This is a genomic window from Nonomuraea terrae, from assembly GCF_044465245.1.
Lineage (GTDB): Bacteria > Actinomycetota > Actinomycetes > Streptosporangiales > Streptosporangiaceae > Nonomuraea > Nonomuraea terrae.
The window spans coordinates 564,824-578,431 of record NZ_JBITLL010000004.1; the positions used below are offsets into that span (position 1 = coordinate 564,824).

The 13,608-nt window shown below is 71.4% G+C and carries 11 protein-coding genes; 4 read left to right on the forward strand and 7 right to left on the reverse strand.

The features are described 5' to 3' along the window. The first annotated feature begins 129 nt into the window (after positions 1–129). Both ACIBP6_RS20905 and ACIBP6_RS20910 read left to right on the forward strand, forming a co-directional pair. On the forward strand, positions 130–333 hold the full coding sequence (locus ACIBP6_RS20905) for a hypothetical protein (RefSeq protein ID WP_397054428.1): 204 nt from the start codon (positions 130–132) through the stop codon (positions 331–333). A gap of 215 nt (positions 334–548) precedes the next feature. Beyond that, the gene (locus tag ACIBP6_RS20910) at positions 549–1,541 is read left to right on the forward strand and encodes an endonuclease/exonuclease/phosphatase family protein (protein WP_397054430.1); all 993 of its coding nucleotides are present in this window, start codon (positions 549–551) and stop codon (positions 1,539–1,541) included. Between the two features lie 387 nt (positions 1,542–1,928). On the opposite strand, the gene ACIBP6_RS20915 is transcribed toward ACIBP6_RS20910, so the two are convergent. Beyond that, positions 1,929–4,328 (reverse strand): beta-glucosidase, encoded by a 2,400-nt coding sequence (locus tag ACIBP6_RS20915; protein ID WP_397054432.1) that lies wholly within the window; start codon positions 4,326–4,328, stop codon positions 1,929–1,931. Between the two features lie 319 nt (positions 4,329–4,647). On the opposite strand from ACIBP6_RS20915, the gene ACIBP6_RS20920 reads away from it, so the two are divergent. After that, positions 4,648–6,072: a vanadium-dependent haloperoxidase gene (locus tag ACIBP6_RS20920; protein ID WP_397054434.1), complete on the forward strand. Its 1,425-nt coding sequence runs from the start codon at positions 4,648–4,650 to the stop codon at positions 6,070–6,072. 75 nt (positions 6,073–6,147) lie between these two features. Here the strand turns inward: ACIBP6_RS20920 and ACIBP6_RS20925 are convergent, their stop codons facing one another. From ACIBP6_RS20925 to ACIBP6_RS20950, 6 genes are all read right to left on the reverse strand, one after another. Then, positions 6,148–6,336: a hypothetical protein gene (locus tag ACIBP6_RS20925; RefSeq protein ID WP_132619069.1), complete on the reverse strand. Its 189-nt coding sequence runs from the start codon at positions 6,334–6,336 to the stop codon at positions 6,148–6,150. Positions 6,337–6,469: 133 nt separating this feature from the next. Beyond that, positions 6,470–7,285 (reverse strand): carbohydrate ABC transporter permease, encoded by an 816-nt coding sequence (locus ACIBP6_RS20930; RefSeq protein WP_397054436.1) that lies wholly within the window; start codon positions 7,283–7,285, stop codon positions 6,470–6,472. Then, positions 7,278–8,156 (reverse strand): carbohydrate ABC transporter permease, encoded by an 879-nt coding sequence (locus ACIBP6_RS20935; RefSeq protein WP_397054438.1) that lies wholly within the window; start codon positions 8,154–8,156, stop codon positions 7,278–7,280. The genes ACIBP6_RS20930 and ACIBP6_RS20935 overlap by 8 nt, the downstream gene beginning before the upstream one ends. Before the next feature lie 3 nt (positions 8,157–8,159). Then, entirely contained in the window at positions 8,160–9,404 is a 1,245-nt protein-coding gene (locus ACIBP6_RS20940; RefSeq protein ID WP_397054440.1) for an ABC transporter substrate-binding protein, read from the reverse strand. A gap of 23 nt (positions 9,405–9,427) precedes the next feature. After that, positions 9,428–11,032, reverse strand: a complete 1,605-nt coding sequence (locus ACIBP6_RS20945) for a beta-N-acetylhexosaminidase (protein WP_397054442.1) — start codon at positions 11,030–11,032, stop codon at positions 9,428–9,430. Then, the gene (locus ACIBP6_RS20950; RefSeq protein WP_397054444.1) at positions 11,029–12,261 is read right to left on the reverse strand and encodes a Gfo/Idh/MocA family protein; all 1,233 of its coding nucleotides are present in this window, start codon (positions 12,259–12,261) and stop codon (positions 11,029–11,031) included. The genes ACIBP6_RS20945 and ACIBP6_RS20950 overlap by 4 nt, the downstream gene beginning before the upstream one ends. Positions 12,262–12,421: 160 nt before the next feature. On the opposite strand from ACIBP6_RS20950, the gene ACIBP6_RS20955 reads away from it, so the two are divergent. Beyond that, on the forward strand, positions 12,422–13,588 hold the full coding sequence (locus tag ACIBP6_RS20955) for an ROK family transcriptional regulator (protein ID WP_397054446.1): 1,167 nt from the start codon (positions 12,422–12,424) through the stop codon (positions 13,586–13,588). Positions 13,589–13,608 lie beyond the last annotated feature (20 nt).

Below are 13,608 nucleotides of genomic sequence, written 5' to 3' on the forward strand. Positions count from 1 at the left end.
CTCCACCCCTGCCGACGGTGCACGGAACCCACGAAGCGGCAGCAGTTCCGTGACTCAGCGTGACGCTTTTGGGGGAAGCAGCATGCGCCGGCCGTCCTCCCGCAGGCGCGCCCGCCGGAGCTGGTTCCCTTGACCACCGTCAACGTACGGGCGACCGCCGTCGTCGTCGTACGCAAAGAGGTGGTGAAGACGGTGGGCCTCATGTTCCCGCCCGGCGACATCCTGCTCGCCGTCGAGGTGGAGAGCCCGAGCACCAAGATGCGCGACCGCATGTTCAGGGCAGAGCGTACGCGAAGGCGGACACCCCGGCCATTGGCAGATCGAGCCGGATGAGGGCCCCACCCTCTACGTCCACGAGCTCAAGGGCGAGCGTTACGAGGCCGCCCGCCGTCTTCAAGGCCGGGCACCGCCGTCGACCTGACCAAGCCCTTTCCGATCAGCTTCGACCCCGCCGTCCTCGAGTGACCCGCCGATCCCGCCGTGCGCCGTCTCGTCCCGCGTGCGTTTAGGGTTCACGGTGTGGATCAGTTCGGGTACGGGGCCGCGAAGTGAGCGCGACGGCCGGGATCAAGCGCGCCGAGGCCGCTGAGGAGCCGGAGAAGCCGAAGAGACGACGCAGGCGGTGGTTCGCCTGGACGGTCGTCACGCTGCTCGCCGTGTGGGCCGTCGTCAGGGTGTTCGGCCTGGAAAGTGGATCGTTCCCCACGCAGCTCATGACCGTGACCCCCTACGGCGCGGGGCTGGCTGCCCTGACCGCGCTGCTGTCGTCGCTGCGCCGCAACCGGCGGGCCGCGCTCGCCGCGGCGCTGGTGTGCGTGGTGATGGTCGCCGTCGTGGTGCCGCGCACGGTGAGCGCGGAGCAGCCGGCGGCGAAGGGCGCGCCGCTGCGGGTGCTGACGATCAACCTGTTCGGCCGGGCCGACGCGGCCGCCGTGGTCGACTTCGTCCGTACGTACGACGTCGAGGTGTTCAGCGCGCTGGAGCTCACCTACGCCGAGGCGGAGCGGCTGGACGAGGCCGGGCTGAAGGAGCTGCTCCCCCACCGGGTGCTGCAGCCGGAGCACGACGTGACGGGCAGCGGCATCTACGCGAAGTATCCGCTGACGGAGCTGCCCGGCCTGTTCACGCCGATCGGCCACAACATGCCGGCCGCGAGGGTGGCGCTGCCCGGGGGCGGCTCGATCGAGTTCGTGGCCGTGCACCCGAACCCGCCGCTCGGCCGCAGGGTGGACGAGTGGAACACCGTCCTGCGCACCCTGCCCTCGGCCTCTCCGTCGGCGGTGCGGGTACTGGCCGGCGACTTCAACGCCAGCCTCGACCATCGCGCCTTCCGCGACCTGCTCGACCGCGGTTACGTCGACGCCGCCGACCAGGTGGGCAAGGGCCTGATCCCCACCTGGCCGAACTTCCGGCCGATGCCGCCGATCATCTCCATCGACCACGTGCTGGCCGACCGGCGGGTGGCGGTGGAGCGGGTCGAGGTCCTCGACGTGCCCCGTACCGACCATCGCGGTGTCTTCGCCGCACTGCGTCTCCCCTAGCGTCACCAGTCCCTGCAGGCGAGGCGACGCACACCAACGAGCGATTCTGTCAGTCGTGCGGCGGAGAACCACATCATGGACACCTTCGATGTGGCCTTGGCGGCTCGGTCCAACCGGGACCTGACGCCGGAGGAGTTCGAGCGCCAGCGATCAGGCCACGGATGGACTGGGATGCGACCGCATCGACGTGGTGGTCACGGGGTCAGCGGCTCGAAGTCACGTGGCCATGCTAGATACGAATGAGACAAAAGTTACTTTCAGTATCTTTTGCCACGTAACCATGTCGATGTCGTTCCACGACTCTGACCCGAAAATTCGACCTTCACGCGGGCAGGCGACAGCGAACCCCCAAGTTGCGATAAGCGAGAGCGGCTCGCGGCGGAAGATCTAAGCAGAGGAAGTCTCCCCAGGTGAGCGATAAACGCGCGGAAGGTCTGCGGAAGCGCCCGGACATACGCGGGACTGCGCGAGGCGCGCGGGGGTGCTGAGGCGGCGGGCGTGGCCGACGGCGACGGGTTCGCCGGTCAGGCGGATGTCCGCGCGCAGCGGCGGCTCGTCCGCCGAGGGGCCCGCGGCGAGCGTGATCGTGCCGGGCTCGACGACGCGGCGCAGGTCGACGCCGGTGTAGGAGAACGCGTCCGCCGGCACCTCGAACGTCACCGCCCGCGTACGGCCCGGCTCCAGGGGCACCCGGGCGAAGCCGACGAGCTGCACGGCGGGGCGGGCGACCTGCGCGACCGGGTCGGAGGCGTAGAGCTGGACGACCTCCTCGGCGGGCCGGTCGCCGGCGTTGCGCACCGTCACCGTGACCTCGACGACGCCGTCGGTGGCGCATTCGGCGCGGTCCGTGGCGAGGGCGACGTACTCGACGGGCGCGTACGACAGGCCGTGGCCGAACGCGAACGCCGGGGTCGGGTCGAGCACGGTGATGCCGTCCGCGCGCCGGCCGAGGGGCGGCTGCAGGTACGTGGACGGGTTGATGGCGGGCGAGGCCGGGATCTGGACCGGCAGCCGCCCGGAGGGGTTGACCCGGCCGCTCAGCACCCCCGCCAGCGCCGAGCCGCCCTCCACGCCGGGCAGGAACGCCTGCACGGCCGCGGCCACCCGGTCCTTGTACGCCCCCAGCGCGTACGGCCGCCCGGACACCACGACGAGCACGGTCGGCGTGCCGGTGGCCAGCACGGCCTCGACCAGCTCCGGCTGCGGGCCGGGCAGCCGCAGGTCGGCGGCGTCGCAGCCCTCGCCCGAGCTGCCGCCGCCGAACAGCCCGGCCCGGTCGCCGACGAACAGCAGCGCCAGGTCCGACTCCGCGGCGAGCGCCGCCGCCGCGGGGATGCCGGAGGCGTCGCCGCCCAGGACGTCGGCCCCGGCCGCGTGGCGCAGCTCCGCCCCGGGGAACTCGGCCGCCAGGCACTCGCCGACGGACGGGATGGGCAGGCCCATCCCGTGCTCGGGGTAGCGGTCGAGCACGTGATTGGGGAAGGCGTAGCAGCCGAGCAGCGTGCGCGGATCGCCCGCGCAGGGCCCGACGACGGCGATCCGGGCGGTCGTGCCGGGGTCGATGGGCAGCACACCGGCGGGGTTGTGCAGCAGCACGATGGAACGTTCGGCGACGCTGCGGGCCAGCGCGCGGTTGCGGGGGCCGTCGAGCGCCACCCGGTCGGCGTCGTCCGGGACGGTGTACGGGGCGTCGAGGAGGCCCAGCTCGATCTTCTGCCGCAGCACGCGGCGGACGGACTCGTCGACCAGCGCCTCGTCCACCAGGCCCGCGCGCACCTGCGCCACGAGGTGGCCGCCGTAGGCGACGGTCTCGGGCAGCTCCACGTCGATGCCGGCGCGCAGCGCGACGGCCCCGGCGCCGGCGACGTCCTCGGCCACCCCGTGCATGGACGCCAGGAACGGGATCGCCCAGTAGTCGGACACCACCGTCCCCTCGAACCCCCACTCCTCGCGCAGCAGCCCGCGCAGCAGGTGGGCGCTCGCGCCGACCGGGACGCCGTCGAGGTCGGTGTAGGAGTTCATCACCGAACGGGCGCCGCCCTCGCGCAGCGCGGTCTCGAACGGCGGCAGGATCACGTCGGCCAGCTCCCGGGGCCCGATGCTGACGGGCGCGTGGTTGCGCGCGGCGCGCGAGGCGGCGTACCCGGCGAAGTGCTTGAGCGTGGCGATGACCCCGGCGCTCTCCAGGCCGCGCACGTACGCGGCGCCGAGCTGCCCCACCAGGTACGGGTCCTCGCCCAGCGTCTCCTCGACCCGCCCCCAGCGGTAGTCGCGTACGACGTCGAGCACCGGCGACAGGCCCTGGTGGACGCCGGCGGCGCGCAGGTCGGCGCCGATGGCCGCCGCCATGCGCTCGATCAGCTCGGAATCGAACGTCGCCGCCCAGGCCAGCGGCGTCGGATAGGCGGTGGCCCCGTACGTGGCGAACCCGGTCAGGCACTCCTCGTGGGCGATCGCCGGGATGCCGAGGCGGTTGGAGTCGATCACCAGCCGCTGCAGGGAGCGCAGGCGGCCGGCACCCTCGGCCGGGGTCACGGGGGCGGTGCCGTAGACGCGGGTGAGGTGGCCGAGCCCGTGGGCCAGCCGGTCCTCCAGCCGTTCCTGGGTCACGAAGCGGTCCTGGAGGGGGGCGACGCCGCCGGGGTCGTCGGTCTGCACCCAGGCGGATCCGAGCTGGGCGACCTTCTCCTCGAGCGTCAGCTCGGCCAGCAGGCTCTCCACGCGCTCGCCGACCGTTCGGGCGGTGTCCCGCCAGGCCGCGACGCCCGGCGCGTTGACAGATGTCATGGCTGTCACTTTCGAGAGTTCCATCCCGATCATTACGCCCGGACTGTAAGGGCCCTTATGCGGGTCGTCAAGAATATTTCGCCACATGTCCGAAATTTTCGGAAACAACTCATAAGCGTGCGAGAAAAGCTCCGTAGAAAAGGGCCATGAGCAGCGGAGTCTCGTCGCCGTACCAGGTGAAACTTTCAAGAAAGCGCATCAGAAATATCAGCCGGACCCTTGGGCGGTAAGTGGGGTGTTACCTGGACGCCAGGTCGAATACACGTTCGAATATGGCAGTGTCGGCTGTTCCGAGCATCCCTGACCCAGGAGTCCGTCCATGCCCGTGCACCGGTTCTTATCCGTGCTCACGCTCGCGCTGGTCACCGTCGCCGCGCTCGTCCTGACCGCCCTCCCCGCCCCCGCCACCGGGCCGAACGTGGTGGTCAGGTGGAACCAGGCGCTGCTGCAGGCCGTACGCGGCGGCACGCTCGGCCCGCCCCTCGTCGCCAGGGCGCTCGCGATCGTGCACACCTGCGCCTACGACGCGTGGGCCGCCTACGACGCGGTCGCGTCCGGCACCCGGCTCGGCGGCTCGCTGCGGCGGCCCCCGGCCGAGCACACCGAGGCGAACAAGGCCGAGGCCATCAGCTACGCCGCCCACCTGGCGGCGGTCGACCTCTACCCGGCGCAGCGGGCCCTCTTCGACGCGCTGATGGCCGACCTGGGGTACGACCCCGCCGACGCGTCCGGCGTGCCCGCCGGCGTCGGTGTGACCGCGTGCCGGGCGGTGCTCGACCACCGGCACGCCGACGGCTCCAACCAGGCCGGCGGATACGCCGACACCACCGGATACACACCGGTCAACGGCCCCGTGGTCGTCGCCGAGCCGACGAGCGGTCTCGACGCGCCCGGCCGCTGGGCGCCCCTGACGTACGCCAACCGGGCCGGCGCGGTGGTGACGCCGCCGTTCATGGCCCCGCACTGGGGACGGGTGACCTCCTTCGGTGGCACCGCACGCGCCCTCGCCGACCACGTGCCCGCGCCGTACGCGTACGGCTCGTCCGGGTTCCGGGCGCAGGCCGCCGAGATCGTGTCGGTCACGGCCGCGCTGACCGAGCGGCAGAAGGCGATCGCCGAGTACTGGGCCGACGGGCCGAGCAGCGAGACGCCGCCGGGGCACTGGTGCCTGTTCGCCCAGCAGGTCTCGGCCCGCGACCGGCACGGCGTCGACCAGGACGTGAAGCTGTTCTTCGCGCTGGCGGGCGCCGTCATGGACGCCGGGATCGCCGCGTGGGAGGTCAAACGCGACCACGACTACGCCCGGCCGATCACCGCGATCCGCCATCTGCACCAGGGCCGGCAGATCCCGACGTGGGGCGGCCGGACGGTCGACGGGGCCGCGTGGGTGCCGTACCAGCCGTCGTGGTTCCCGACGCCGCCGTTCGCCGAGTACGTCTCCGGGCACAGCACCTTCAGCGCGGCGGCGGCCGAGGTGCTCAAGCGCTTCACCGGCGCCGACACGTTCGGCGGCCAGGCGGTCGTCGCCAAGGGCTCGTCGCTGGTGGAGCCGGGGATGACGCCCGCGCAGGACGTGACGCTGCGCTGGAGCACGTTCAGCGCGGCAGCCGATGAGGCCGGGCTCTCGCGCCGGTACGGCGGCATCCACTTCCGCGCCGGCGACCTGCAGGGCCGGACGCTGGGCCGGGCGGTGGGCGCGGCGGCGTGGGACCGCGCGAGGAGCCACTGGACCGGACGCGGCTGACGCCCCGCACGAACACCCGCTTCCCTGAGCACGCGCGAACGCCCGCTCCCCTGTGCCGGGGAGCGGGCGGTGCGGTCAGGCGAGACTCTCCTCGGCCTGCCGGTTGAGCGTCTCGAGGTCGAACGCGCCCGACTTGACGGCCGCGGTGAACGCCTCCCATTCGAGGCGGGGCACTGCCAGCACCGCGTCCGGGTTGTCCGCGTGCACGAGCTCCACGTGATCGTTGATCCGCTTCGCCGCGACGCGGCCGGCGTCTTGCGTCATCTGCGGCACTCCTCTCGTTGGTGTGCGTTGCGGGCAGCCTTCCACCCGGCGGGCGGATCGGCCACCGGCTCTCCCAAGAGTGCGTAGGACAAACCAACCCGAAGGCGACTGTCTTTTGACCCCGCCCCAGGGGTCAGCCTTTGGAGCCGGTGAAGGCGATGCCGGCGATGAGGTGCCGCTGCATGACCGCGAAGAGCACGATCACGGGCAGCGAGGCCACGGCGGCCCCGGCGAACAGGATCGGGAAGTTGGTCTGGAACTGCCCGCGCAGCGAGGCGAGCCCGGCGGAGAGCGTCATCATCTCGGGATCGGTGTTGACCACCAGCGGCCAGAGCAGGCTGCTCCACGACCACATGACCGTCAGCAGACCCAGCGCCAGCAGCCCCGGCCGGACCAGCGGCAGCATGATGTGCCAGTAGATCTGCAGCGGGTTGGCCCCTTCGAGCTGCGCGGCCTCGTCCAGCTCCCTGGGCAGGGTGAGGAAGAACTGACGGAGCAGGAACGTGCCGAAGGCCCCGAAGACGCCCGGCGCGATGAGCGCCTGCAGCGTGTTGAGCCAGCCGAGGTCCACCATGATCTCGTAGCGCGGGATGAGGAACAGCTCGCCGGGGACCATGAGCACGGCCAGGAAGAGCATGAAGAGGGCGCCCCTGCCGGGAAAGCGCAGCCGGGCGAAGGCGAACGCGGCCAGCGAGCAGAGCAGCAGCTGCCCGGCGGTGACGGCCGCGGTGACCACGACCGTGTTGAGGAACTGCCTGGCCAGCGGCACCGTCTGGAAGACCTCGGGGAAGTTCGACCACTGCCACGAGGGCGTGAACTTCGGCGGCACCCGCAGCGAGTCGGGCAGCGTCTGCAACGAGACCACGACCTGCCAGGCGAAGGGCGCGATCATCACCAGCGCGCCCGCGGCCAGCACCACGTGGGCCGGCCAGGTCCTGGGCCTACTCATAGTGCACCCACCTCTTCTGCAACCTGAACTGGATCGCGGTCAGCACGAGGATCAGCCCCAGCAGCAGGACGGCGATCGCCGCGGCCAGCCCTCGCTGGTTCTGCACGAAGCCCTTCTCGTAGAAGAGGTAGACGATCGTGCGGCTGCCGCTCAGCGCCGGGCTCGTCGTGTCGATCATGAGGTAGACCAGGTCGAAGACCTGCAACGCGTTGATCATCGTGATCACGACGACGAAGAACGTGGTCGGCGTCAGCAGTGGGAGCGTGATGCGGAAGAACTGCCGCAGCCGCCCCGCGCCGTCGATCGAGGCCGCCTCGTAGTAGTGGCGCGGAACGCCCTGCAGCCCCGCGAGGAACAACACGGCGTTGTAGCCGATCGAGCTCCAGATCCCAACGATCGCGATCGCGTAGATGGCGACGTCGGGGTCGCCCACCCAGTACGGTCCGTCGATCCCCAGCAGGCCGAGGAGGTAGTTGATCGCCCCGAAGTCCCCGTTGAACAGGTACCTCCAGGTGAGGCCCACGGCGGCGGGCATGGTGACGACCGGGAGGAAGTACAGCGTCCGGTAGACGCTCAGCCCGCGCAGCCCGGGCACGTTCAGCAGGGCCGCGATGACGATGGACAGCGGCACGCCGGCCAGCACCAGCGCCGCGTAGAGCAGGGTGTTGCCGAGCGCGCCGGCCATCTCCTCGTCGCCGAGCAGGTCGGTGAAGTTGGCCGTCCCCACCCAGGTGTAGCCGCCGAAGACGCCCGACTCGGTGAAGCTGAGGTAGAGGGTCTGGGCGATGGGCCACAGGTAGAAGACGGCCAGGCCCAGCGCCATCGGGGCGATGAGGAGGTAGCCCCACGCCCACTCGCGCTTGGAGAGCATCGGTTACTCCTTGGCCAGGATCTCGTTCATCTGCGCCGCGATCTCCTTGGCGACGTCGGCCACCGGCCGCTTGCCCGCCCAGGCGTCGGCGAGCAGCTTGTTCTGCACGTCCTGCCACTGCGCGGTGTTCATCGACACCGGGTACGGCACGCCGTGCGGCATCGAGGCGTCGTACGTCTCCTTCAGATGGAAGGAGGGGAACGTCTTGAACCAGCCGTCCTGGGTGCCAGGGCGGAGCGAGAGGGCGCCGCCGCCGCTGTCGCTGATGATCTTCTGGGCCTGCTCGGAGGCGACGAACTCGGCGAACGCCGCCGCCTGCTCGGGGTGCTCGGTCTTGGCCGAGACGGCGTTGGCCAGGCCGAGCAGGATGACGCCCTCCCGCGCCGGCCCCTTGGGCAGCGGGGCGACGTCGACGCGCTCACGGAACTCCGGGTCGGCCCAGTAGGTGGAGGCGAACCAGATGCCGCCGTAGAACATGCCGTACCTGCCCGACTGGAAGAGCTGGATGGGGTCGGTGTCGCCGTAGACCTCGGCGGCGGGCGCGACCTTCTCCTTGATCAGGCCGGTCCAGAACTCCAGGCCCTGGATGGAGGCGGGGTCGTCGAAGCCGCTCTTCTTGCCGTCGGGTGAGATCACGTGGCCGCCGGCCTGGATCATCGTGTTGTAGTAGCCGACCTGGTCCAGCATCGGCGCGAGGATGCCGAACTGCTGCTTCGCCGGGTCGGTCAGCTTCTTGGCGGCGGCCCTGACGTCGTCCCAGGTCCAGTCGGCGGTCGGGTGGTCCACGCCGGCCTCGTCGAAGAGCCGCTTGTTGTACCAGAGCGCCGGGATGCTCACGTGGTGCGGCAGGCCGTAGAGCTTGCCGTCGTAGCGGTAGCCGTCGACGACCGCCTCCGGCAGGCCGGCGACCTTGGACTCGTCGATCGGGGCGATGATGCCGCCCTTGGCGTACATGCGGACGTTGAGGCTGTTCATCCAGAAGACGTCAGGGGTGACCCCTCCGGAGGCGGCGGTCTGGAGCTTGGTCCAGTACTGCTCCCACGGGGTGAGCTCGAGTTTGACGGTCACGCCCGGGTTGGCCTGCTGGAAGGCCGCGATGACCTTCTCGGTGGACGGCTGGTCGTTCTTGTCCCAGATGGCGTAGGTGATGGTGACCTGGCCGTCGGCGGCCGATTCGCCGGACGAGCCGCATCCGGCGGCGAGGACGGCCAGGCAGAGCAGCCCGGCCAGGGGGAGGCGAAGACGCACGGGTTCCTCCAAGTGGGGGTGTGTCAGAACCGCAGGTTCGCGGTCCAGGCGGCGAGCATGTCGTCGATCTCGGCCCTGGTCCTGGGGTGACCGGGGGCGTCGGGGCGTTGCTGCCAGGGGTGCGGGCCGGCTGCCGGGCGATACTCCACGCCCAGGGCGTCGAGCCGCTTCTCGTGGACGGCGAGCCGGGCGAGGAAGTCCTCGAAGTCCCGCCCGCCGCTCCACACCGCCTCGGCGAACGCCGCCAGGCGAGGAAAGGCCATGTAATCGAGCAGCCGGGGCGAATCGATGTGCTCGGTCCACAGCGCCGCCTGGGCGCCGAGGATCCTGCCCCGCTCGTCCTCGGTGAGGCCGCCGGGGACCGGGTCGAAGGCGTGCACCGCGCTCAGGGTCGTCACGCTGCCGATCGGCACCGGCTCCTGGTCGCCCTCGGCCTGGCGGAAGTCCAGGTAGGTCTCGGCGAACGGCGAGACGACCACGTCGTGGCCGGCCCGCGCGGCCAGCGTCGCGCACCTGTCGCCGCGCCAGGCACCGACGGTGACCCCCGGCGGCAGGCCGCCTTCCAGCAGTTCGTCCCAGCCGAACGGCTTGCGCCCCCGGGCCAGCAGGTAGTCGGTGAAGTGCCGCATGAGCCAGGTCTGCAGCTCGTACGCGTCGCGCAGGTCCAGCTCGCGGATGCGTTCCTTGGCCGGGACGCTCTCGTTCCACTGGGTCTTGGGGGCCTCGTCGCCGCCGACGCAGACGTACTCGCCGGGGAAGAGCTCCAGGACCTCGTCGAGGATGTCGGTGAAGAAGGCGATCGTCTCGTCGGCGACGTTGAGCACGTTCTCCCCGACGCCCCATTCGGTGCGCACCTCCAGCGGCGTGTCCAGGTTGCCGAGCTCCGGGTAGGCGGCGATGGCGGCCTGGGTGTGGCCGGGCAGGTCGATCTCCGGGACCACCGTGACGAACCGCTCGGCCGCGTACGAGACGATCTCCCTGATGTCGTCCTGGCTGTAGAAGCCGCCGTGCGGGCGGCCGTCGAAGAGGCGATGCCGCTTGGCGCCCAGGGGCGACTCGCGCCGCCAGGCGCCGACCTCGGTCAGCTTCGGGTACTTCCTGATCTCCAGCCGCCAGCCCTGGTCGTCGGTCAGGTGCAGGTGCAGCACGTTGAGCTTGTGCGCGGCCAGCAGGTCGACGTAGCGCAGCAGGTCGTTCTTGGGCAGGAAGTGGCGGGCCACGTCGATGAGGCAGCCGCGCCAGCCGTACCGGGGGGTGTCGGAGATCGTGACGGCGGGGACGCTCCATGCCCTGTCCCCGGTGCGGCCGGCGCGGAACGCGGCCGGGTCGAGGAGCTGGCGCAGCGTCTGCGCCCCGTAGAAGGCGCCGGCCGGGGCCGTGGCCTCGATCAGCACCGACTGCGCCGTGGCGGTGAGCCGGTACTCCTCGGGGCCGAGCCCTTCGGCGAGGCGGATCTCGACGCCACCGGGCCCCTCGGGCAGTGGCAGGCCGGTGGGCGGGGTGAGGCTCTCGCGAAGCCAGGCAGCGGCCCTGGCCAGTGCCGGATCGGCGGTCAGCGGAGTGGCGTCGGTGAAGGTGAACCGCCCTTCTGCGGCGGTGAGGCGGGCGGGCGCCGGGATCGTCGTCACAGAGCCTGCACCGTCCGGGTCTCGCGGGCGCGCTCGGCGGCCCAGACGACGAGGTGCCCGGCCAGCGCGTCGGCCGCGCCGGCGCCGAGCGCCGCCTGGTCACCGGCCACGACGGCGTCGATGAAGGCCCTGGTGAGGCCCATGTCACCACCGCCGTGGCCGTCGGCCAGCGACGCCCCCGCGCTCGTCCCGGTGTCGATCGTCTCCTCGGCGCCGGTCACGAAGTCGACGACCCTGAGGAGCCGGCCGTCGCCCTCTGCGAAGCCGTGCGTGCCGAAGACCCTGGTCTTGCGGTGCTCCAGCGGGGTGAAGGCGGTCATGGTGAAGGACGCGGTCGCGCCGCTCGCGAACTCCAGCATCACCACCTGCTGGTCCACCACGTCGTTGTCGCAGTCATAGACGCAGCGGCCGTACGGGCCGGTCTCCAGCGCGTGCGTGACGCCGCCCACGGTGGCGTCGGACGTGACCGCGCCGAGCGGCCAGAACTCCCGGTCCGGGTCGCCGAGGCAGCCGAGATAGAGCCGTTCGGCGGAGTAGGGGCACGAGGGCTCGACCGCGCAGCTCAAACAGCGCCCGCCCGCGCCCGGCGGCCGGTTCTCCGGCCGGAAGTGGGTCAGCGAGCCGAACGACACCACGCCGACCGGCTCGTCGCCGATGAGGTGGAGCAGCCAGTCGAGGTCGTGGCAGGACTTGGTCAGCAGCATCGGCCCCGACTCGCGCACGTTGCGCCAGGCGCCGCGGACGAAGGAGTGGGCCATGTGCCACCAACCGACCGGCTCCAGGTGCTGGACGCTGGAGATCGCGCCCAGCCGGCCGCTGCCCACGAGCTCCTTGAACGCCTTGGTGTAGGCGGTGTAGCGGAGCACGTGACCGACCGCGAAGACGACGCCGCAGCGCTCGACGGCCTCGACGATCCTGCGCGCCTCCGGCTCCGTGGGCGCCATGGGCTTCTCCAGCAGGATGGCGTAGCCCAGCTCCGCGAAGGCCACCGCGGGCTCGACATGGAGGTGGTCCTGGGTGGCGATGACCACGGCGTCGGCCAGCTTCGGCACAGCGGCCAGCTCCGCCCATCCGGTGAAGCAGGCGTCCTCCGGCACGCCGTGCTCGACGGCCAGCCTGGCGCGCCTGGCCGGATCAGGGTCGGCCACCGCCACCACGCGCGCCCGGCCGTCGGCCGCCGCCGCCCTGGCGTAGATCTGGCCGCGGGCTCCCGCTCCGACGATGGCCATGGTCACTGTCATTCTGTTCGAACTCCCGATTTATTGCGGAGTCCATAGATAGTCACGGATTGGGCCTTGCAGTCAAGACCGACAATGTCGGATGATCCAGGTGGCACGCGTCGTCTTGGCGGACATAGTGTGGAGCCTGTAAATAGTAAGGAGTCGTCTGGTGCAGGTCAGCGGTGGCGATCTTCAGCGGCTGCGTCACCTCAACTCGCTGAGCAGCATCCGCGCCCTGCGTGAGGCGCACCACCCGCTGACGCTCACCGAACTGGCCGCAGCGACAGGGCTGTCCCGGGGCTCCGTGATCGACCTCGTCGCCGACCTCCACGAACGCGGCTGGATCGCCGAGGTCGACCCCGTCCCCGGCGGCATGGGCCGGCCCGCCAAGCGCTACCGCTTCCGCGCCGACGCCGGGTACGCGCTCGGCATCGACATAGGGGTCCACAAGATCCTCGCCGTGGTCACCGACCTCGCGGGCCGGACGCTGGCCAGCGGCCGGGCCGCGCTCAACCGGCACATCACGCGCTCCGAGCGGCTGGACGCGGTGAGCAGGGCCGTCGACGCCGCGCTCGTCGCCGGAGGGCTGACCGCGCAGGACCTGTGGGGCGCCTCCATCGGATCCATCGGCGTCGTCAACAGGGAGGGCCAGGTCACCCGTGTCGAAGAGCTGCCCGACTGGGCCGGCGTCGACCTCGTCGGCCATCTCGGGCGGCGGCTGCCCTGCCCGATCATCATCGAGAACGACAGCAAGCTCGCCGCCCTCGCCGAGCAGCGGCTGGGCGTCGCGGCAGGCGTCTCCGACGTCGTCTACCTGCACGCCGGCCGCCGTCCAGGGGCCGCGATCATCATCAACGGCCGGCTCCACCACGGCTTCAGCGGCGCCACCGGGGAGGTCGGCCTCATGGCGATCACCGGCTGGCGCACGATGGCCGGCCACCTGGAGAACTGCCCCGTGGCCGCGGGCGCCGCACCCGACGAGGCGGCCGGCATCGTCTTCAGGGCCGCCCGCAACGGCGACCCGGAGGCCCTCGCCGCCGTCGACCGCTACGCCCACTACCTCGCCCTCGGCACCGCCGCCATGGTCCTGACCCTCGACCCCGAGGTCGTCGTCCTGGGCGGCGGGTTCTCCCGCTCGGCCGACGTCCTGCTGCCCGCGCTCCTGCGCGCGCTCGAACCCCATTGCGTGCGCGTCCCCGAGGTCCGGCCCTCGACGCTGGGCGAGGAGTGCGTCGCCCTGGGCGCCGCCTGCCTGGCGCTGGAGTACGTGGACGAGCGCTTCTTCTCACCGGAAGGCTCGATCTCCGACCCTGCCGCGCCGCAGAGCCTCATCTGAACCTCCCTCCGACCGAAATC